The organism is Acidisoma sibiricum (genome assembly GCF_057837225.1).
The window spans coordinates 2,343,632-2,363,873 of the sequence record NZ_CM174445.1 but is presented as its reverse complement, the minus strand read 5'-3'; the positions used below and the strand labels follow the sequence as shown (position 1 = coordinate 2,363,873).

The following is a 20,242-nucleotide window of genomic DNA, read 5'->3' as shown; positions in this document are numbered from 1 at the left end:
CGGACGTGCCATCCTGCTTCGCACACGCGAAACAGGATGAGCCATGAGCGGCAATGAGGCGCAGGCCGAATTTTGGAACTCCTCCGTCGGGCTGACCTGGGCCGATCTCCAGGCGCAGCTGGACCGGCAGTTGCAGCCGCTGGGGGCCGCCGGGTTGGACGCGCTCAGCCCCCAACCGGGTGAAGTGATCCTCGATATCGGGTGCGGCTGCGGCGACACGAGCTTCGCCCTGGCCGAGGCGGTCGGTCCTGCGGGCTTTGTCCTTGGCCTCGATATTTCCGAGCCGATGCTGGACGTGGCCCGGCAGCGCGCGGGGGAAAGCACAGCGGCCCCGGATTTCCTGCGCGCGGACGCGCAGACGGCCGACCTGGGTGCCGCGCGTTTCGACGCGGCCTTTTCGCGCTTCGGGGTCATGTTCTTCAGCGATCCCACGGCTGCCTTCGCCAATATCCGCCACATGCTGAAACCCGGCGGGCGGCTGGCCTTCGTCTGCTGGCGCCCAGCGACGGAAAACCCCTGGATGGGCGTGCCCGTTCAATCCGCCCTGCCCTTTTTGCCACCCCAGCCCGAGCGTGACCCGCTGGCGCCCGGTCCCTTCGCCTTTGCCGACGCGGACCGGGTCAGAGGCATTTTGGCCGATGCCGGCTTCGCTGCCATCACGGTGACGCCCTATGACGCGCTGATCGGCAGTGGCGATCTGGAGGAGACGCTGGCTCTGACAGGCCGCGTCGGACCGCTCGCCTCGGTTTTGCGGGACAATCCCGGCCTTGCCACCTCTGTGCTACCTGTTGTGCGCGCGGCGCTCTCTGCCTATCTGACACCAGATGGCGTGATGATGCCGGCCGCGGTCTGGATCGTCAGCGCGGCCAATCCCTGAGGCCGCCGCGCTTATCTTTGGAGTCCGGCCGATGTCCGTGCAGATCCCTTTCGATAATACCTATGCCCGGCTGCCGGAGCGCTTCTATGTGAAGATGGCGCCGGTGCCGGTCGCCGCCCCCAGCCTCATCCGCGTCAACCCCGCGCTGGCGGAAGAACTGGGGATAGATCCAGCGCAGCTGGAAAGCCCGGAGGGTGTCGCGATCCTGGCCGGCAACGCGGTGGCCGCAGGGTCGGAACCTCTGGCCCAGGCCTATGCCGGCCATCAGTTCGGCGGCTTCTCCCCCCAACTGGGCGACGGGCGGGCCATGCTGCTGGGCGAAGTGGTGGGCCGCTACGGACGGCGGGATATCCAGCTCAAAGGTTCAGGCCCGACGCCCTTTTCCCGCCGGGGTGACGGGCGTGCGGCGCTTGGTCCCGTGTTGCGGGAATATGTGATCAGCGAAGCGATGGCCGCCCTTGGCCTGCCCACGACGCGGGCGCTTGCGGCCGTGCTGACCGGTGAGCCGGTGCGGCGGGAGCGGCTGCTGCCAGGCGCGATCTTCACGCGCGTCGCTGCCAGCCACCTGCGCGTCGGCACCTTTCAGTATTTCGCGGCGCAGGGCGATGTCGAAGCGCTGCGCATCCTGTCCGATTATGCGATCGCGCGGCATTACCCGGAGGCGGCGACGGCAGCAAACCCGTATCGCGCCTTTCTGGAAGGCGTGATCACGGCCCAGGCCGATCTCATCGCGCGCTGGCTGCATATCGGCTTCATCCATGGCGTGATGAATACCGACAATACGACGATTTCGGGTGAGACGATCGATTTCGGCCCCTGCGCCTTCATGGATGAATATGACAGCAAGCGGGTGCTTAGCTCCATCGACGAACAGGGCCGCTACGCCTATGGCAACCAGCCCAATATCGGCTTCTGGAATCTGACCCGCCTCGCCGAGGCGCTGCTGCCTTTATTGGGGCCGGATGAGGAAACAGGCCTCACGGAGGCCCGCGCCGCTCTGGAACTCTACGTGCCGCGCTTCCAGTCCGCCTATGATGAAGGACTCTGCGGCAAGATCGGACTTACGCCGGGTGTGGAGGGCCATGTCTCGTGCGCCCATGCGCTGCTGACGTTGATGGCCCAGCACACGGCCGATTTCACCCTCACCTTCCGGGCTCTCGCCGATGCGGCGACGGGTGACGACTCAGCGCTCCGCGCTGTCTTCGGCGAGAATGCCGGTGCCTTGGACACGTGGCTGCCGCGCTGGCAGGCGCATCTGGCCGCCGACGGTCGTGACCTGGCTGAGGTGCGGACTGCGCTCCGCGCCGTGAACCCGGCCTTCATTCCGCGCAACCACCAAATGGAGCGCGTCATCGCCGCGGGCGTCGAGGCCCAGGATTTCGGTCCGTTCGAGCGCTTCCTGGCGGTCCTCGCCAAGCCTTACGAGGACCAGCCCGGACAGGAAGATTATGCTCTGCCGCCGGTGCCGGAGGAGCGGGTGCTGCAGACCTTCTGCGGCACCTAACCGCCCAGCGCGGCGAAACCGATCGCCGCCGCGCCGACGATGCCGGCATCATTGCCGAGTTCCGCGAGGAGCAGCTTGGGCGGGCGTCCGAAGGGCGCCCAGTAGAAGTGCTTTGCATGCCGCTCGACCTGTTCCAGCAGGAACGGCCCGGCATGGGACAGGCCACCGCCGAGGATGACGGCTTCCAGATTGAGCAGGTTGGAGAGGATGCCGACCACCTGTGCGATCCAGCGGCCATTCTCGTCCACTACGCGCAAGGCGAGCGGCTCCCCTGCCTTCGCGCGGTCGAAGATGTCGCGCGGCGTAATCGCCTCCGCCGCGCCCGACAGCTGGTGGTAGCGCCGCTGCAGGGCTGCCGCACTCGCCAGATATTCAAAGGCGCCGGGCACCACGTCCTGCACATCCGTGCGCGACGGATCGAGCGAGATGGCGCCAAACTCCGGCGGCAGGCCGTTCGGACCGTCGATCACCTGTCCGTCGATGACGATCGCACCCCCGATGCCAGTGCCGAGCGTCATCACCGCGAAACGCCGGAAGCCGCGGCCGGCGCCGAAATCAAGCTCGGCCTGGGCCGCGCAGACACCGTCATTCGCGACGGTCACCGGCAGGCCGAAACGGTCGACAAACACGGTCTTGAGCGAGCCGGTCGCGAGCGGTGGCACGTTCGGCACCGGCTGCATCAGCGCCCCCGTCTCAGGATGGGGATAGGCCGGCACGCCGATGCCAATGGTCGCCGGCGCGGTCACCTGCCCCAGCAGGCTTGCCACCTCATCGCCGATCCCTTCGGCGCAGGCGCCAAAGCTCCAACCGGTATCGAAGGGAATGGCGCGCTTGGCGAGCACCGCACCGCTGCTGGCAATCAGCCCAAGCTTGACGGAGGTGCCGCCGATATCGACGCCAATGGCCTGGGTTGGTGGGAATGTCTGGGTTTCAGTCATCTGCATGCAAGGCTCGTCCATCATCGGGCGAGCCCTGGTAATGCGCTGTTGGCCTAAAGACCAGGGCCTGCAGGCATGCTCTGCCCCCGATCGACCCGGCATCAGGCGGCGCGCGCCACCTGCGTCCAGGGCGCGGCACCGGAGGCGAAGCGGCCCACCAGGAAGTCGACCAGAACCTGCGTCCGCAGCGGCCTGGGGCCGCCCGAAGGCGTCACCAGATGCAGGGACAGATCGGGCGCCAGCCAATCCTGCAGGACAGCAACAAGGCGGCCGGCGGCGATCGCTTCCCAGACGATGAAATCCGGCTGCAAAGCCAGCCCCTCGCCCGCTTCCAGCGAGGCGGTCAGCGCCTCGGCATTATTGGCCGAGAGGCGTGGGCTGATGCTGACGGCCTCCGCCCTGCCATCACCCGCATGGCGGAAATGCCAGACATTGCCGCTGGCAAGATTGCTGTAGCCGAAGCAGCGATGCTGCGTGAGATCCTGCGGCCGCTGCGGCCTGCCATGGCGCGCGACATAGGCGGGCGCCCCCACGACATAGCGGTGAACGGCGCAGAGCCGGCGCGCGATCAGGCCGGAATCGGGCAGATCGGCGATGCGCAGCGCCACATCGATGCCGTTTGCCACCAGATCGGTCAGCCGGTCATCCAGATGCAGGTCGACGGCGATCTCGGGGAAGGCCGCCAGAAAGTCCGGCAAGGCGGGGGCGACATGGCGCAGCCCGAAGGACATTGGCGCGGCGAGCCGGATGCGCCCGCGCGGGCGCGCGGATTTCGCCTGCGCCTCAGCCTCCACCGCCTCGCCTTCCGCCAAAATCTGCGCAGCCCGCACCGCCAGCACGCGCCCGGTTTCGCTCAGCGCGAAACGGCGGGAGGTGCGATGGATCAGCTTCTCCCCAAATCTGGCTTCCAGCCGGGCGATCGCCTTGGAGACGGTCGGGCCGGTAATGCCCAAGTCGCTCGCCGCCCCCGCGAAGGACCCGGTTTCTGCGACTTTGGCGAAGATCGCCCAGGCTTCCAGATCAGGCAGTGACATCGCTCAGCCTTGTTTTTGGAAAGAATGGCGTTCCATCTTTTCTGTTTTCGTCTTCCGTGTCGAGGTTCATCTTCCGCTGCAAGGACGGGACATCAGGGTCCTGCCGCGAGGAGTTATTCCAATGATCGACGTCAGACCTTTCACTGGCCTCGGTGGTGCCAATCACGGATGGCTGAATGCGAAGCATCACTTCTCCTTCGCCAATTACTACGATCCCGAGCGCATGAACTGGGGTGCGATCCGGGTCTGGAATGATGATGAAATCGCGCCGAAATCCGGTTTCCCGCCGCATCCGCATGCGGATATGGAAATCATCACCTATGTCCGCGATGGCGCCATTACGCATAAGGACAGCCTCGGCAATGCCGGCCGCACGGAAGCGGGCGACGTGCAGGTGATGTCCGCCGGCAGCGGCATCCGCCATTCGGAATGGAATGAGGAAGACGACACGACGCGCATCTTCCAGATTTGGATCATGCCGGAGACGCGCGGCGGCAAGCCTTCCTGGGGGGCGCGGCCCTTCCCGAAGGATGCGCGCTCTGGCCGCTTCGTGACGCTGGCGAGCGGCATTGCGGGTGACGACGACGCGCTGCCCATCCGCGCCGATGCCCGGGTCATGGGCGCGACGGTGAAGACCGGGGAGACGGTGACCCTGCCGCTGGATGCCGGCCGCCATGCCTATCTGGTGCTCGCCAAGGGCTCGGTCACCATCAACGGCACCACGCTGAAGGCCCGGGACGGTGCCGCCATCACCGGTGAGACGGCGCTGGATATCGTGGGCCTGGACGACGCCGAAATCGTGCTGGTCGACGCCGCCTGATCTGACACCTGGCGGCTGAGGCAAAAGGGGGCGTCCTAAGGGACGCTCCCTTTTTCATGCCATCGCGAAGGACCGGGGCGCCTCAAAGCGGAGCGAGCCCAAAGCGGCCTCGGGGACAAAGCTCATGCCCTGGGAGACGATCAGCCGGGCGCGCGATCCCTCCTGCAGATGCAGGCTCGGCAGCCGGTGCAAAGGCGTCAGGGCCGTCAGCGCCACGTCCCCCAGCACCAGTTCGACCTTGGCAAAGGCGCCCGCGACTTTAATGGCGCGCACCACCGCCGGTCCGTCTGGGCGCGCTTCCAATGTCAGGTCATGCGGGCGGACATAGAGCGTCAGGGCCTGGCCCTGGGATGCGAAGGCGTCGTCCGCCTCCACCGTCTGGGCCACCACATCGCCGGTCGCCGTCAGCCGCGCGAGGCCGCCCTCGCCGAGCTTGCAGGAGATGCGGTTGGCCTCACCCAGAAACTCCAGCACAAAGGGGCTGGCCGGACGCAGATAGAGTTCCGCCGGCGTGCCGATCTGCTCGACGCGGCCCTGAGACATCAGGACGATGCGATCGGCCAGTTCCAGCGCCTCTTCCTGATCATGCGTCACCAGCAGGCTGGTAATGGCCTGATCATGATGCAGATCGCGCAGCCATTGGCCGAGTTCCTTGCGCACCTTGGTATCCAGCGCACCGAACGGCTCATCCAGCAGCAGCAGCCGAGGTTCGATCGCCAAAGCACGGGCCAGCGCCACGCGCTGCCGCTGTCCGCCTGACAGCTCGCTCGGGTAGCGGTCAGCCAGCCAGCCGAGCTGCACCAGATCCAGCAAGGCGGCGACACGGGACTTGATGTCGGCCTTGCGCGGCCGCTGCCCCCGCGGGCGCACCTGCAGGCCGAAGGCGATATTGCCGGCGACCGTCATATGCCGGAACAGCGCGTAATGCTGAAAGACGAAACCCACACCACGCTCCCGCGGGTGGCGGGCGACATTGTCTTCCCCGTTGATCAGCACCTGGCCCTGATCCGGGAAATCGAGCCCGGCGATGATGCGCAGCAGCGTCGTCTTGCCCGAGCCCGAGGGGCCGAGCAGCGCCACCAGTTCGCCCGCCGGAATCTCAAGCGAGACATCGTTCAGCGCCGCGAAGGCGCCGAAGCTGCGGGAGACATTGTGGATGGAAACATGGCCGGCCATCAGACGCGCACCTCTTTCGTCGAGCGGCCCAGGAACTGCCGCTCCAGCACTGTCTTGGCGACCAGCGTGACCAGCGCCAGCAAAGCCAGCAGCGAGGCGACAGCGAAGGAGCCGACGATGTTATAGCCATCGTAGAGCGCTTTGACGTCGAGCGACATCGTATCCGTCAGACCGAGAATATTGCCGGACACCACCGAGACGGCGCCGAATTCGCCCATCGCGCGGGCATTGCTGAGCAAAACGCCATAGAGCAGGCCCCAGCGCAGCTTAGGGATGGTGATGCGCCAGAACATCTGCCAGCCCGAGGCGCCGAGCAGAATCGCGGCCTCCTCCTCATCCGCCCCCTGCTCTTCCATCAGCGGGATGAGTTCGCGCGCGACGAAGGGCAGCGTCACGAAGACGGTGGCGATGATCATGCCCGGCAGGGCAAAGATGATCTTGAGGTTATGCGCCTCCAGCCAGGGCCCAAGCCAGCCCTGCCGGCCATAGAGCAGCACCAGCATGAGACCGGCGACGACAGGCGACACGGAAAAGGGCAGGTCCAGCACGGTCAGCAGCACGAGGCGGCCGGGAAAGCGGAAGCGTGCCAGACTCCAGGCGGCGGCCAGGCCGAAGACGACGTTCACGACCAGCGCCACGGCCGCGACCACCAGCGTCAGCCAGATCGCCGACAGCGTATTGGGGTCGGTGATGGAGGCTATATAGCCGCCGATGCCGCTCGCGAATGCCTGGGCGAAGACCGTCAGCAGCGGCAGCAGCAGAAACAGCACCATGAACAGCAGGGCGACCACGATCATGATGATCTGGGCGGGGCTCGTCTCACCGCGCCGGCCAGCAGAATGCGGCTTAGCCATGCCGGCCGCTCCGCACCAGGCGCTGCAGCAGCATGATGGCGCATAGGACCAGCAGCGACAGAACCAGCATCAGCGTGCCGATGGCGGCGGCACCCGCGAAATCGAATTGCTCAAGCTGGTTGACGATCAGCAGCGGTACGATCTCGGACACGCCCGGCCGGTTGCTGGAGATGAAGATGACCGACCCGTATTCGCCCAGGCCGCGCGCGAAGGCCATGGCGAAGCCGGCCGTGAGAGACGGCAGGATGGACGGAAAGATCACCTTGCTGAAAATCTGCAGGCGCCCGGCGCCCAGCATATGGGCAGCCTCCTCCTGCTCCGCCTCCAGATCCTGCAGCACGGGCTGCACGCTGCGCACGACGAAGGGCAGGCCCACAAAGGTCAGCGCGATATAGACGCCGATGACGGTGAAGGAGATCCGAATGCCGTAGGGCGCGAGCCAGGACCCCAGCCAGCCGTTCGGCGCATAGAGGGTGGACAGCGCGATGCCGGCGACCGAGGTCGGCAGCGCGAACGGCAGATCGACCATCGCGTCCGCGAGCCTGCGCCCGGGGAAGCGCGTGCGCACCAGCACCCAGGCGATCAGCAGCCCAAAGACGCCGGAGGTGAGCGCCGCGAGCCCGGCGCAGCCCAGGCTCACCTTGAAGGCGCCGAGCACGCGCGGCGTCGCCAGCAAGCCGATCAGACCGCTGAACCCGAGCGTCGCCGCGTCGCCCACCATCGCGGCAGTCGGCAGGAAAACGATCAGGCTGAGCACGAAAAGCGTAATGCCGAGGCTCAGGCCCAGCCCCGGGAGAATAGTCCGCCGCCGGCTTGCCGGGCGGAGCCAGGCGAGCCCCGAACCCGGCTTGCTGTCAGCGAGGGACATTAACCACCGTAGATCTGGTCGAAGACACCGCCATTGGCGAAGAAGTGCTTATGCGCGGCCTGCCAGCCGCCAAAGGTCTCGATCGTGAACAGATCGAGTTTCGGAAACTGCGCCGCATATTTGGCCAGGACCTGCGGATCGCGCGGCCGGTAGAAATACTTGGCCAGCAGGTCCTGCGATTCCGGCGTGTACAGGCCTTCCAAATAGGCCTGGGCGACGGCGCGCGTCTTGTGACGGTCGACATTGGCATCGACGACCGCGACCGGCGGCTCGGCCAGAACGCTTTTGGAAGGCGTCACAATGTCATAGGCGCCGCCCTTGGCGACCGCCAGATGCGCTTCGTCCTCCCAGGAGATCAGCACGTCGCCGATGCCGCGGTTGGTGAAGGTCAGGGTCGCGCCGCGCGATCCGGCATCCAGCACGGGAACCTGCTTGTAGAAGGCGCGGACATAGTCACTGGCCTTCTGCGTGCTGCCGCCGAAGGCCGAGAGCGCCCAGCCGTAGGCCGCCAGGAAAGCCCAGCGCGCGCCGCCCGAGGTTTTGGGATTGGCGACGACGATCTGAACGCCGGGCTTGAGCAGATCCGGCCAGTCCGTCAGACCCTTGGGATTGCCCTTGCGGGTAAGGAAAACGATGGTGCTGGTATAGGGCGTGCTGCCGCTGGGCAGGCGCTTCTGCCAATCGGCGGCCAGCAGCCCGGCCTTGGCGATGGCGTCGATATCATAGCCCAGCGCGAGGGTGACGACATCCGCCTCCAGCCCGCTGATCACGGCCCGCGCCTGCGCGCCCGACCCGCCATTGGAGACGCTGACCGCCAGATCGTCGCCGGTCTTGGCCTTCCAGGCGGCCGCGAAGCGCGCATCGTATTCGGCATAAAGCTCCCGCGTCGGGTCATAGGAGACGTTGAGAAGCTTAAGCGGTGCTGCGGCCTCAGCCGGCCGCAGCAAGCCGGGCAGAACGGCGCCCAGTCCCGCGGCGGCGCCCGCCACCAGGGCTGTCCGCCGGTTGATCCCGATGATGTCGGTCATGATTGGCCCACTTTCCGTAAGATCGCATTTGCCCTGAGATGAAGATGACGGGACAACACATGACGAAGCGCCCGGCTGGCCGACCTCGCGCATATGACCCCCGCCATACATCCGTAGGATTAGCGACAACACGCCATACCATGGCGATACAAGTCAATATATCGATCTAAAAAAGTGCATTATTCGCTGAATGCGACGATTTTGCTTATATTTACGTCTTGATTACGTAGATAGCGGAAGTTTATGGCCTGGCGACACTCAGAATTTTCATCGCCTGAACCGATGGCCGCTTAGCCGGTGACGGGCTTCGCCACCGAATCCCGCGCGATCAGGCGCACCGGCAGTTCCACCCGGCGCGGCGGGACCGACAGCCCCTCCACCCGCTCGATCAGCATGCGCACCGCCGCCTGTCCCAGCTCATAGGCCGGCTGGGCCAGGACCGTGACCGCCGGCGTCACCGCGCTGGTCCAATCGGCATCGTGAAAGGTGACCAGAGACAGGTCGTCTGGAATGGTCAGGCCGAGGACCTTGGTCGCACGCAGAACCTCGAGTGCGATGAGACTGTCTGAGGCCAGCACCGCCGTGGGCCTCTCGGCCTGCGTCAGCAGCCTGCGGATGACGTCCTGGCCGTCGCTGCGCGGCGTTACCCCGAAATGCACCAGGCCAAGCGGATCGGCGATGCCCGCCGAGCGCATGGCCTGGGCAAAACCGGCGATACGGTTAGCGACCGTTGATATGTCTATTGCAACGCTGGCATCGCCCGGAACTTTGGTGGCGGTCAGATAGGCGATGCGCCGATGCCCCGACGTCAAAAGCAGCGATGTCGCCGCCGCCGCTGCGGATGCGTCATCCATCACCACGGTATCGACGCTCAGCGTGGCGAGCGATCTATCCATCAGCACCAGCGGGCGCCCGCTATCCACAAAGTCCTGCAAATGCGCGATGTCGGCGGCGACGGCCGGTGCCACGATCAGCCCATCGACCTGCTTGCGCGCCAGCACCTCCACCGTCATGCGCTCTTCCTCGGCACTTTCCGCGGAATTGGCCAGAATGACGTTGAAGCCCAGCGCGCGGGCGCCATCGCTGATGCCGCGCACGGCGAGGCCGAAATAGGGATTTTCGATATCGCCGACGATGACGCCGATCGTCCCCGATCGTCCGGTGCTCATCGAGCGCGCCATCTCGTTCGGCCTGTAGCCGAGCGCCTCAGCAGCCGCGATCACCCGCGCCCGCACCCGCGCGCTGACCGCGCCATAGTGGCCGAGCGCGCGCGCCGCCGTCGCCTTGGCGACACCGGCGGCTTGCGCCACGTCCTGCACGGTCGCTGGCTTTCTCGGGGGCGTCTCCAGGGTCATGACCCGCCGTAACCGTCCCCGCCTATTCCCGTCAAGCCGATGAAATTAGCTATTGAGACCGGTCTCAGTTTTGTGGCAGCACTAGTGCCGCAGCTGGCTATCCCCTGGCCGTCGCCTTTGAGCCTATCCCTCAAACACGGAACCCCTGCGCATGAAACGACTGTCCCGACGTGTCTTCGCCGCCGCGAGCCTGGCCTGCCTGGCCATGGGCGCCACGCCCGCGCACGCCGCGCCGCCGCCCGGCAACCCCTATCACCTGATCGACCCGAGCACGATCAGCGTCGGCACCATGGATGACGCGAAACCCTATGCCTTCGCCGATGCCAGTGGCGCCTTCACCGGTTTCGATATCGAGCTGTTTCGCGATGTTGCCCGCCGCATGGGCTATGACTCCGGCCATGTGACCTTCACCGGCCAGGATTTCTCGGCCCTCATTCCCTCGGTCGCCAATAACCGCTTTGACGTGGCGGCCGCCGCGATCGGCACCACGACGCCGCGCAAGAAATTCGTCGATTTCTCCAACGGCTATCTGGTCGGCTTCCTCTCGGTCCTGACCACCGACCCGTCCATCAAGACCGCAGATGATCTGGCCGGCAAGCGCCTTGGCATTCTGCAAGGCTCGCTCGAAGCGATTTACGCGCGCAAGCACTTCACCAAGACCAGCCTGGTGGAGTTTCCCGATAATAATTCCGCCATCGCCGCGCTGAACAATGGCACCATCGACGCGCATTTCCTGGATTACGAACAGGCCAAGCAGGAGACGCAGCGCTTTCATGCCCTGAAGGTCGCGGTGAACATCCCGTCCTTCGATGCACCGGCAGGCTTCGTCGTGCGCAAAGGCAATCCCGCTCTTCTCGATGCCATCAACACGTCCTTGCATGACGCCATGCAGGACGGCACCTGGGAGAGGCTGTACGTGAAGTGGTTCCCGGGATCTCCGCTGACGCCGCAATACCTGCCGCAGAAGTAATCATCCCCATCATGTCGCGGGCTTTGCTGAAGCCGGACCTTGAACCCTTACCTGCGGCTTCAGCAGAGGACCCTGCATGAACTGGCTGGAAAACCTGAAAGAGACGTTTCTTGACTGGCCGTCCATGCTGGCGGTGCTGCCCAACCTGATTCTGGTCGGGCTGAAGAACACGCTGATTCTCGCTGTGTGCTCGACCATACTGGGCGTTTTCATCGGCCTGGTGCTCGCCGTCTGCGGCATCGCGCGCCTAGCCTGGCTGAAACTGCCCGCCCGCCTCTATACCGATATCTTTCGCGGCCTACCGGCGATCGTGACCATTCTTTTGATCGGTCAAGGCTTTGCCCGGCTGGGGCGGATGCTGTTCGGCCCATCGCCGTTTCCGCTCGGCATCGCCGCCCTCAGCCTCATCGCCGGCGCCTATATCGGTGAGATTTTCCGCTCCGGCATTCAAAGCGTGGATCGCGGACAGCTCGAAGCCTGCCGTGCGCTTGGCATGACATATTCGATGGGCATGCGCCTGGTCATCATTCCGCAAGGAATCCGCCGCGTGCTGCCCGCCCTCGTCAATCAGTTCATCGGCAATATCAAGGATTCCAGCCTCGTCTATTTCCTCGGCCTGCTGCCGGGGGAGCGCGAGCTGTTTCGCGTCGGCCAGGATGCGGCGGTCGATACGGGCAACCTCTCCCCCCTTCTGCTCGCCGGCCTGTTCTATCTCCTCATCACCGTGCCGCTGACCCACGCCGTCAATTTCATCGACACGCGCCTGCGCACCGGCCGGCGCCCGACCGCCCTCGTCAGCGGTTTGCAGGAAGTGACGGAGGCCGCTGCCAGCAGCCCGCCCGCCAGCCGCCCGCATCTCTCCGGCGGCAGTCTGGAGGTTATCGGCCTCGACATGGCCTATGGTCCGCTGCAGGTGCTGCATGATGTGACGCTCACCATTCCGGCCGGCACCGTCACCTGCATCATCGGCCCATCGGGCTCCGGCAAATCGACGCTGCTGCGCTGCCTCAACCGGCTGGTGGAACCCTCCGCCGGTGATATCCGGCTGGACGGGGAAAGCGTGCTGCCGTGGCAGCCCGACCGGCTGCGCCGCCGCGTCGGCATGGTGTTTCAGCAGTTCAACCTTTTCCCGGACCATACCGCCCTCGGCAATGTCGCCCTCGCGCTGCGCCGCGTGCAGGGCAAAGGCCGCGCCGATGCGCGAGCCAGGGCACAGCGCCAACTGGCCGAGGTCGGCCTGGCCGAACGGGCCGATCACCGGCCCAACAACCTTTCGGGCGGCCAGCAGCAGCGGGTCGCCATCGCCCGCGCTTTGGCGCTGGAGCCTGAGATCATGCTCTTCGATGAGGCGACCAGCGCGCTCGACCCCGAACTGGTCAAAGGCGTGCTCAATCTCATGAGCGAGCTGGGCCAGCGCGGCATGACGATGGTGGTGGTCACGCATGAGATGAACTTTGCCCGCAGCGTGGCGAGCCAGGTGGTCTTCATGGATGAAGGCCGCATCGTCGAAGTCGGCCCACCCGCTCAGATTTTCGGACAGCCGAAAAGCGACCGCCTGCAGCGGTTCCTGTCCGAGGTGCTGTAGCGGCACCACCCTTCCCCTGCCTCTCTATCCTCGATTGAAAGCAGTTCCCATGACGACCTCTCCTCTCCATGTCGCGGTGCTCGGCGCCGGTATCTTCGGTGTATCGACCGCCGTGCATCTTCTGCGCGAAGGCGCGCGCGTGACCCTCGTCACGGAAACGCGGCCTGCCAGCGGCGCCTCCGGCCGGTCGCTCTCCTGGCTCAATTCCGCACGCCGGCGCAGCCTGCCCTATCACCAGCTGCGCGTGACCGGCATCGACCGTTACCGCACGCTCTCCGCCCGCCTGCCGCATGCCGACTGGCTGCGCTTCGACGGCGCCCTGACCTGGGACGCGAATGACGCCAGCAATGAGATCGCCGCGGTTTACGCGCATGAACGCGCGCTGGGCTATGACAGCCAGTGGCTGTCGCCGGCCGAGGTCGCGCGCGTGACCCCCGGCGTCAACGTCCAGGCCATCACGCCGCAGGGAGCCATCTTCAACCCCGGCGAAGGCTGGGTCGATCTGCCCGCCCTCATCGACCATCTGCTCGCCGAGTTTACGGTTCTCGGCGGGACGCTGGTGACGGACTCGGGCACGTGTACCGTGGTCACGACGGGCGGCCGCGCCCAGGGCCTGCGCCTGGCGGACGGGCAGGTGATCGGCGCGGATGCGGTGGTGCTGGCGACCGGTCCTTCTGTGCCGAAGATGGCGGCCGACCTCGGCATTACCATCGGCGACGACACGCCGGTCTCCCTCCTCATCAAGACCCGCCCGCTGTTCAGCGCGCTGCGCGCCGTGCTCAACACGCCGCGCGTCGCCGTGCGGCCGACGCCGGATGGGGCGCTGGTGCTGGACAGCGGCTGGTCCGAGGAAGAGATCGTCATCCACGGCGACGGCCAGTATGAGGCGCAGGAGAGCACCATCCAGGGCCTGCTGGATGAAGCGTCGCATGTGCTGGACGGGCAGCCCAAACTGCAGTTTGCGGGCTTTGGCATGGGGCCAAAGCCCATTCCGGGCGATGGGGAGCCGGTGGTCGGCGCGCTCGGCGCGCTGCCCGGCGCCTATGTTGCTTTCAGCCATAGTGGTGCGACGCTCGGCCTGATCGTGGGCGAGCTTCTGGCGCATGAAATTGTAACCGGAGCCGAGCACGGCCTGCTCGCGGCCTTCCGGCCCGGCCGCTTCGCCGCATAGGGCCACGGATGACGCAGCCTTGCCTCACCGGCAGGGCCTCGGCATCCTGTCCCGGCATCGCTTGAGAGACGAGAAGACCCGTGCAGCTGTTTATGATCTATGTCGGCGGCAGCTTCGCCAATGCCAATACGGAGCTGCATGACGTCCGCTTCTCGGTCGGGACCAGCATCGAGGATTGCTATGATGATCTGCGCGCCCAATGGTGGGGTTCGCCGGAATCGCTTCACCTCGATGCCTGGGGGCCGGTTTCCTACGCCGATGGCTATGGCGTGAGCCTGCAACCCGGCCCGGCGCCGGCTGCGACCGAGAAACTGTTTTTCATCAATCTCGGCGGCTATGCGCCGGGCGAATTCGGTGAGCTGCATCGCAATGTGCTGCTGGTGGCGCCCGATGCCGCCACCGCCAAACGACGTGCGCTGCGGCTTGTGAGGGGATGGTCAGAACCGCACCGGGACCAGCTGTTCGAGGTGGAGACGACGGTCGATGTCAGCGCCGGCATCGCCGAGCGGGGCCTTGCACTGCATCTGCGCCGGAGCGAGACGGCGACGCCTTTCACCTTCGATTTCGGCTACCGGCCGATCGGCGCGCACAAAGCCTGACGGGCCCCCTGACGCAGGCAGCCGTCGCCTGATGTCCTGCCCGCGACGCAGGACCGCACCATGCAGACCGCCATTGCGGCAAAACAGGCCAAAGACTCAGGCCCCGGGGGCACGCGCCGCCCTTCTCAGCCGCCAGAGCCTTGCTGCCCGCGACAGTGCCAAGACACAGATGATGTCCCGGTCAGCGACATTGTCGTTTATCCACAATCCGGCGCTTCCGTTTCAGGACGCTCGGGCCATGCCGCGCGCAAGCGCTACAACTCCATACCCCTGTGCTGCCGCCAAGGACACGCGAAAACGTGATCAGAGAGCGCTCTATGCAAGCCGGGTAGAAGGCTAAATAAGCGTCACATCACGGTAACGTTGATGCATTGCGTTTTGCGGTCCACGCGAGCGGCCGTGCAAACTCGTCCAAAGACTCGCTTGTTTTAAGGAATACCATCGCGGCACGTGATCGCAACATGCTCGTGAAACATCGCACGGTTGATATGACGCGTTTATTCTGCCCAGATGGTCATTGAATGTTTTCCAAAGTTACTTCGTCTAACAAGCTGACTGTTGACTACGCCCCTGAGGCGAATGATCTTTTGGCGGCCGCGGCGGAACGCCGCCACCTGACCAGGACTGTGTGCCGGCTTGAGGCGGATATCGCACAGCTGCGGAGCGCCCTGTCCGATGCCGAAAGCGAGCGCGACGCCCTTGTCTCCTCGACATCGTGGTGGCTGACCCGTCCCTTGCGGAAAATCGCCGATCTGTCGCGACGGTTGAAGCCGTCGCGGCCACCCATGACGCCTTCGGCGCCATCCGCTCCGCCGATTGCAGCGCCGAGCCTGGATGCGGAATACGGGACCGCCCCCCTGGACCCGGACTATATAGACTGGGTCAAAGACCACGATGTTTTGACCGATTGCGATCGCAGGGCAATCCGCGCCGCCATCGCCACATTTTCGGCGACCCCCCGGTTCTCGTTCATCCTGCCCTTGGCTTCCATCGATGAACAGACCTTCTGGATTTTAGTGGCGACGATCGAAGCGCAGCTTTATGGCGCTTGGGAGCTTTGCATCCTGGCCGGTTCCAGCGTCTCCTGCGATACCACGGCCAGACTTCGCCGTGGTACCGCTGACAATCACAGAATACGCTGGATCGCCGGTCCGGCGACCGACGATATCGGACAGCTGATCAATGCCTGCCTGGCGGAAGCGCAGGGTGATTTTGTCATCATCCTGCCGGACCAAGGCCAGATCGCAGAAGACGCCCTTTTTGAAATGGCGACGGCATTGCAAACGTCCCCTGACCTTGACCTCATCTTCTCCGACGAAGATTGGATCACCGATCAAGGTCAGCGCCTGCTGCCGCAGTTCAAACCGGATTGGAACATCGATCTGGCGCTTGGGCACGACATGGTCGGCCACCTGGCGGCCTATCGTCGCAGCGCGGCATTGGGTATCGGCGGCGCAAGACCAGCGCTGCCGACCGGCCATGGCTATGACCTGTCACTGCGTTTGGGTGGCGCCACAGCGACGCAACGCATTCGCCATATTCCCCGCATTCTGTACCATCGCCCATATGGCGAAAACGGCGCCGCCCGTTTCTCTTCATGGGAGATGAGCGAGATGCTCGCCATGGACCGTGCCATTGCACGGCATTTTCTCATCAACGCCGGCTACCGTGATACAATCGTGGTTGCCGCAGCCGAGTCTCCGCTGACGACCCGCGTCATCTGGCCGGTGCCCGATCCCGCTCCCCTGGTCACGCTGATCGTGCCGACGCGCGACCATCTGGATCTCATCTCACGCTGCGTCGCCGGGCTTTTGCATCGCACCGACTATCCTGCGATCGAGCTTCTCATCCTCGATCATGAAAGCCAAGATCCGGCGACGCTCGCTTTTCTCGCGCATCTCACGGCCAAGGATGCGAGGGTGCGTATCCTGCCGATCTGCGGCCCGTTCAATTATGCCGCCATGAACAATCGCGGTCTGCGCGAAGCGCGCGGCGATGTTGTCGTCCTTCTCAACAATGATATCGAGGTCATCGGCCCGGGCTGGCTGCGGGAGATGGTGTCCCACGCCCTGCGCCCGGATGTCGGGGCGGTCGGAGCCAAGCTGCTGTACGAAGATGGGCTGATCCAGCATGCCGGCGTCGTTCTGGGTGTTGGCACGCATGCCGGCGGCTCCGGCGTCGCCGGCCATTTCGGCCATGGCGCAGACCGCCGCGATATCGGCTATTTCGGCCAATATACGGCGACGCGCGAAGTCTCTGCCGTGACGGCTGCCTGCATGGCACTGCGCCGCGAGGTGTATGACGCGGTGGGCGGAATGGACGAAGTCGATCTTCCTATTTCTTTTAACGATGTCGACCTTTGCCTCCGCATCCGGGAGCGAGGCCTGCGTATCGTTTGGACACCCTTCGCCGAGCTTTATCATCTCGAATCCCGGTCGCGCGGCGCCGACACAACCCCTGAGCAGGTTGCCCGCGCTGCACGCGAGGCCGATACCATGCGGGCACGCTGGGGACAGGTTCTGGACCAGGACCCATTCTACAATGCCAATTTCGACCGGCGAGACCACAACTTCAATCTGCGTCCACGACGCCTCACCCCTTCCGACGCAGCGGCAGCCAAGACGCCATGACCGACGCTCTTCCGATTGATACGCAACCCGGTCTTCGCGCGGGGCTCGATACGCCGCTGCCGCGCGATGTTTTCGTCGGTGCGGGCTTTGTGTTGCGTCTGCAAGGCTGGTGCTACGCGCCGGACAGCAGGGTGACGCGGCTGGAGCTGGTGGCAGGTGACCGCACGACCGCCATTTTCCAGCATTCCTGGGCGAGACCCGATATCTTTGCCCAGGAATGCCCGACCCGTGACCAGACGGGCACCAGCCTGCTCAGCGGCTTTGACGCCTTCCTGCCTCTGGCGGCGACCGAGGGGGCGCGCGATCTCGATATCCTGCTGCGCGCAGGCCTGGCCAATGGCCAGATCGTCGAGCACCATATCGGCCATATCCGGCTCCATGGCGGTTATGACGCGATGCCGACACCCGTCACCTGGCCGGGTGACGGCGCGAAAATCGCCATTTGCATGGCCATGTACAACCCACCCAAAGCGCTGTTCGAGGCCCAGATCAAATCGCTGAAAGCTCAGAGCCATCGCAACTGGGTCTGCATCATCAATGACGATGGCACCGCCAACGAGGATTTCGACCGCATCCGCTACGACCTGAACACTGATCCGCGCTATCATATCTTTCAGAATGCCGAACGGCAAAATTTCTATCGCAACTTTGAAACCTGTCTCCGCCGGGCGCCCGCGGACGCCGATTTCATCGCGCTCTGCGACCAGGATGACGTCTGGGACGCCGACAAGCTGGAGAGCCTGGCCGCTGCCTTCGCAACCCCCGACACCAACCTCGTCTACAGCGATGCCCGCATCGTCGACAGCAACGGGCATGTCCGGTCGAAGACCTTCTGGGTCAATCGCCGCAACAACTTCACGGATTTGCCGACGCTAATGGTGGCCAATACCGTCACCGGCGCCGCCGCGATGATCCGCGCATCGCTGCTGCCCTCCCTTCTGCCCTTCCCGCAGCCGGTGGGACCGGTTTTCCATGATCACTGGCTCGGTCTCGTGGCACTCTACAAAGGCCAGATCGGCTATGTCGATCGGCCGCTCTACGATTACATTCAGCATTCGGATGGCGTCATCGGCCATAACTACAATCCCTGGCCGGGCTTCACGGCCGCCTTCCGGGAGGTCTTTCGCCATGCCCCGCATATGGGACAGATGGCCCGCGCCGCCACCGGCGTTCTGCACAAGGCGGTGACCGATCATGTCTTCGTGCAGCAGAAGATCATGCTCGCCCGCATGCTCATGCTGCGCTGCCCTGACGTCACGGGACCGAAACGGACTGCCATCGCGCGATTTGCGGCATTCGAGGGTTCCTGGTTCGCGGCCTTGCGCGAAAAACTGTCCGCGAGCCTGCTGCAGCGGCCGACCCTCAATCTGGAGGGCATGTTTCTATGGTCGATCCTCGGGACAAAACTGCGCAATCTCGCCTTCCGCCTGAAGCAGCCTCAGATCGTGCGACTGCAAAAAGAGCGGCCGGGTGCCAGACTGCTGGATGCTGTGATCGCCCGGCCACCGGCGGCCGCAGAGCCGGCGCAAGCCGTGGTGGCGCCCACTGCATCCGTCAGGAATATGCCGGTGCTGGAATTCGGCAATACGCGCCCTATCAACCATAATATCTCCGGTCTCACGCTCGACATTTCCGAGGATCACCCCAAGCGCGTCAATCTGCTGCTGGCGATGATCGATTTCAAATATGTCTTCGGCGGCTATCTGGGCATGTTCAGCCTGGCGCTGCGTCTGGCGCGCGAAGGCTATCGCACCCGCATCATCCTGCATGAGCGGTCGGACTGGGATATGGAGAACTGGCGGCAGCAGATCAAGAAATATCCCGGTGTCACCACACTATTTGACGATGTCGAGGTGATCTCGCGCTTTGATCGCGCGGTGCCTGTTCCCGTCAACCCGGATGACCGCTTCGTCGCGACCAACTGCTGGGCCGCCCATATCGCCCATAATACCGTGCAGGGACTTCACGAAAAGCGTTTCCTGTTCATGATCCAGGAATACGAACCCTATTTCCTGCCCATGAATTCCATCGCAGCGCTGTTCCGTCAGGCCTATGACTTTCCGCAGCTTGGCCTGTTTTCAACCGAGCTGCTGGCAGACTTCTTCCGCCGGGAGCGGATTGGCGTCTTTGGCCAAGACGGGGGGGAGGCCAATGCCATGGTCTTCAGCAATGCCATCCAGAAGTTCTATCCGAAGCGTGAGACGCTGATGCGCCAGGAGCGGCGCCTGCTGATCTACGCCCGGCCTGAAGAGCACGCCGCGCGCAACCTGTTTGAACTCAGCATGATCGCCATCGCGCGTCTGGCACGCGATCCGCGGGTCGATCTTGCGACATGGTCCTTTCATGGTATCGGGTCGATCGACCGTGGCTATAGTCTGGAACTGGCCCCGGGCGTTCCGCTGCAACTGCTGCCCAAGACCAGCCTGCAGGACTATATCGATCTTATGCCTAGCTTCGATGTCGGCCTCTCCCTTATGCTGACGCCGCATCCAAGCCTGGTGCCGCTGGAAATGGCTTCTGCCGGCATGTGGACCGTCACCAACACCTTTGCCAACAAGACCGCGGCAGAACTGCGGCGCATTTCGACCAATATCATCGGCGTCGAGCCGACCGTCGACGCGATCGTGGAGGGCCTGGTCGAAGCCATGACACGCGTAAATGAGGTTGACGCCCGCATTGCCGGCGCGACGATGGACTGGCCAACCGATTGGGACCAGGCCTTTCCGCTGAAGACGATCGAGACGATCAGGCGCTTCCTCGGCGCTCCGTCTTAGCCCAAGCCCCGCCTTAACTGGGGCCGCCATCAGGCCCCACCGGTACCGCCAGGATCGTT

16 protein-coding genes are annotated in these 20,242 nt (G+C 64.6%); 9 read left to right on the top strand and 7 right to left on the bottom strand.

The window, feature by feature from the left end; genetic code table 11:
- Positions 1-43: 43 nt before the first annotated feature.
- The gene (locus AC3G7M_RS11165) at positions 44-877 is read left to right on the top strand and encodes a class I SAM-dependent methyltransferase (protein ID WP_489211981.1); all 834 of its coding nucleotides are present in this window, start codon (positions 44-46) and stop codon (positions 875-877) included.
- A gap of 31 nt (positions 878-908) precedes the next feature.
- Entirely contained in the window at positions 909-2,381 is a 1,473-nt protein-coding gene (locus AC3G7M_RS11160; protein WP_489211979.1) for a protein adenylyltransferase SelO, read from the top strand.
- Here AC3G7M_RS11160 and AC3G7M_RS11155 read toward each other — a convergent pair.
- A complete protein-coding gene (locus tag AC3G7M_RS11155; RefSeq protein WP_489211978.1) occupies positions 2,378-3,325 on the bottom strand; it encodes an ROK family protein in 948 nt (315 codons plus the stop codon). The two genes, AC3G7M_RS11160 and AC3G7M_RS11155, sit on opposite strands and share 4 nt — an antisense overlap.
- A 95-nt stretch (positions 3,326-3,420) precedes the next feature.
- Positions 3,421-4,353: a LysR family transcriptional regulator gene (locus tag AC3G7M_RS11150; protein WP_489211977.1), complete on the bottom strand. Its 933-nt coding sequence runs from the start codon at positions 4,351-4,353 to the stop codon at positions 3,421-3,423.
- A gap of 121 nt (positions 4,354-4,474) precedes the next feature.
- Here AC3G7M_RS11150 and AC3G7M_RS11145 point away from each other — a divergent pair, with 121 nt between their 5' ends.
- Entirely contained in the window at positions 4,475-5,173 is a 699-nt protein-coding gene (locus AC3G7M_RS11145) for a pirin family protein (protein WP_489211976.1), read from the top strand.
- Positions 5,174-5,227: 54 nt separating this feature from the next.
- Here the strand turns inward: AC3G7M_RS11145 and AC3G7M_RS11140 are convergent, their stop codons facing one another.
- From AC3G7M_RS11140 to AC3G7M_RS11120, 5 genes are all read right to left on the bottom strand, one after another.
- On the bottom strand, positions 5,228-6,349 hold the full coding sequence (locus AC3G7M_RS11140; protein WP_489211975.1) for a sulfate/molybdate ABC transporter ATP-binding protein: 1,122 nt from the start codon (positions 6,347-6,349) through the stop codon (positions 5,228-5,230).
- Complete coding sequence (gene cysW / locus AC3G7M_RS11135) at positions 6,349-7,203, bottom strand: sulfate ABC transporter permease subunit CysW (RefSeq protein WP_489211973.1); 855 nt, start codon at positions 7,201-7,203, stop codon at positions 6,349-6,351. Before cysW ends, AC3G7M_RS11140 begins: the two co-directional genes overlap by 1 nt.
- Entirely contained in the window at positions 7,196-8,071 is an 876-nt protein-coding gene (gene cysT / locus AC3G7M_RS11130) for a sulfate ABC transporter permease subunit CysT (protein ID WP_489211971.1), read from the bottom strand. The genes cysW and cysT overlap by 8 nt, the downstream gene beginning before the upstream one ends.
- Positions 8,071-9,099 (bottom strand): sulfate ABC transporter substrate-binding protein, encoded by a 1,029-nt coding sequence (locus AC3G7M_RS11125; RefSeq protein WP_489211970.1) that lies wholly within the window; start codon positions 9,097-9,099, stop codon positions 8,071-8,073. The genes cysT and AC3G7M_RS11125 overlap by 1 nt, the downstream gene beginning before the upstream one ends.
- Positions 9,100-9,389: 290 nt before the next feature.
- Complete coding sequence (locus tag AC3G7M_RS11120) at positions 9,390-10,454, bottom strand: LacI family DNA-binding transcriptional regulator (protein ID WP_489211969.1); 1,065 nt, start codon at positions 10,452-10,454, stop codon at positions 9,390-9,392.
- Positions 10,455-10,605: 151 nt separating this feature from the next.
- Here AC3G7M_RS11120 and AC3G7M_RS11115 point away from each other — a divergent pair, with 151 nt between their 5' ends.
- The 6 genes from AC3G7M_RS11115 (at position 10,606) to AC3G7M_RS11090 (ending at position 20,183) form a co-directional block, all read left to right on the top strand.
- The gene (locus AC3G7M_RS11115; RefSeq protein ID WP_489211968.1) at positions 10,606-11,424 is read left to right on the top strand and encodes an ABC transporter substrate-binding protein; all 819 of its coding nucleotides are present in this window, start codon (positions 10,606-10,608) and stop codon (positions 11,422-11,424) included.
- Between the two features lie 76 nt (positions 11,425-11,500).
- Positions 11,501-13,009 carry an amino acid ABC transporter permease/ATP-binding protein gene (locus tag AC3G7M_RS11110; RefSeq protein WP_489211967.1) on the top strand — a complete coding sequence of 503 codons (1,509 nt, stop codon included), beginning with the start codon at positions 11,501-11,503 and terminating at the stop codon, positions 13,007-13,009.
- Positions 13,010-13,058: 49 nt separating this feature from the next.
- A complete protein-coding gene (locus AC3G7M_RS11105) occupies positions 13,059-14,180 on the top strand; it encodes an NAD(P)/FAD-dependent oxidoreductase (RefSeq protein WP_489211965.1) in 1,122 nt (373 codons plus the stop codon).
- Positions 14,181-14,260: 80 nt separating this feature from the next.
- On the top strand, positions 14,261-14,779 hold the full coding sequence (locus AC3G7M_RS11100) for a DUF1543 domain-containing protein (protein ID WP_489211964.1): 519 nt from the start codon (positions 14,261-14,263) through the stop codon (positions 14,777-14,779).
- A gap of 521 nt (positions 14,780-15,300) precedes the next feature.
- The gene (locus AC3G7M_RS11095; RefSeq protein ID WP_489211962.1) at positions 15,301-17,409 is read left to right on the top strand and encodes a glycosyltransferase family 2 protein; all 2,109 of its coding nucleotides are present in this window, start codon (positions 15,301-15,303) and stop codon (positions 17,407-17,409) included.
- The gene (locus AC3G7M_RS11090; RefSeq protein WP_489211960.1) at positions 17,406-20,183 is read left to right on the top strand and encodes a rhamnosyltransferase WsaF family glycosyltransferase; all 2,778 of its coding nucleotides are present in this window, start codon (positions 17,406-17,408) and stop codon (positions 20,181-20,183) included. The genes AC3G7M_RS11095 and AC3G7M_RS11090 overlap by 4 nt, the downstream gene beginning before the upstream one ends.
- The last annotated feature ends 59 nt before the right edge of the window (positions 20,184-20,242 follow it).

Bases quoted from the DNA above. Each gene is read 5' to 3' on its own strand.
- AC3G7M_RS11115 (WP_489211968.1), top strand. From the start codon at position 10,606: ATGAAACGACTGTCCCGACGTGTCTTCGCCGCCGCGAGCCTGGCCTGC.
- AC3G7M_RS11145 (WP_489211976.1), top strand. From the start codon at position 4,475: ATGATCGACGTCAGACCTTTCACTGGCCTCGGTGGTGCCAATCACGGA.
- AC3G7M_RS11140 (WP_489211975.1), bottom strand. From the start codon at position 6,349: ATGGCCGGCCATGTTTCCATCCACAATGTCTCCCGCAGCTTCGGCGCC.
- AC3G7M_RS11165 (WP_489211981.1), top strand. From the start codon at position 44: ATGAGCGGCAATGAGGCGCAGGCCGAATTTTGGAACTCCTCCGTCGGG.
- AC3G7M_RS11155 (WP_489211978.1), bottom strand. From the start codon at position 3,325: ATGCAGATGACTGAAACCCAGACATTCCCACCAACCCAGGCCATTGGC.
- AC3G7M_RS11120 (WP_489211969.1), bottom strand. From the start codon at position 10,454: ATGACCCTGGAGACGCCCCCGAGAAAGCCAGCGACCGTGCAGGACGTG.
- AC3G7M_RS11160 (WP_489211979.1), top strand. From the start codon at position 909: ATGTCCGTGCAGATCCCTTTCGATAATACCTATGCCCGGCTGCCGGAG.
- AC3G7M_RS11105 (WP_489211965.1), top strand. From the start codon at position 13,059: ATGACGACCTCTCCTCTCCATGTCGCGGTGCTCGGCGCCGGTATCTTC.
- cysW (WP_489211973.1), bottom strand. From the start codon at position 7,203: ATGGCTAAGCCGCATTCTGCTGGCCGGCGCGGTGAGACGAGCCCCGCC.
- AC3G7M_RS11125 (WP_489211970.1), bottom strand. From the start codon at position 9,099: ATGACCGACATCATCGGGATCAACCGGCGGACAGCCCTGGTGGCGGGC.
- cysT (WP_489211971.1), bottom strand. From the start codon at position 8,071: ATGTCCCTCGCTGACAGCAAGCCGGGTTCGGGGCTCGCCTGGCTCCGC.
- AC3G7M_RS11090 (WP_489211960.1), top strand. From the start codon at position 17,406: ATGACCGACGCTCTTCCGATTGATACGCAACCCGGTCTTCGCGCGGGG.
- AC3G7M_RS11110 (WP_489211967.1), top strand. From the start codon at position 11,501: ATGAACTGGCTGGAAAACCTGAAAGAGACGTTTCTTGACTGGCCGTCC.
- AC3G7M_RS11150 (WP_489211977.1), bottom strand. From the start codon at position 4,353: ATGTCACTGCCTGATCTGGAAGCCTGGGCGATCTTCGCCAAAGTCGCA.
- AC3G7M_RS11095 (WP_489211962.1), top strand. From the start codon at position 15,301: ATGTTTTCCAAAGTTACTTCGTCTAACAAGCTGACTGTTGACTACGCC.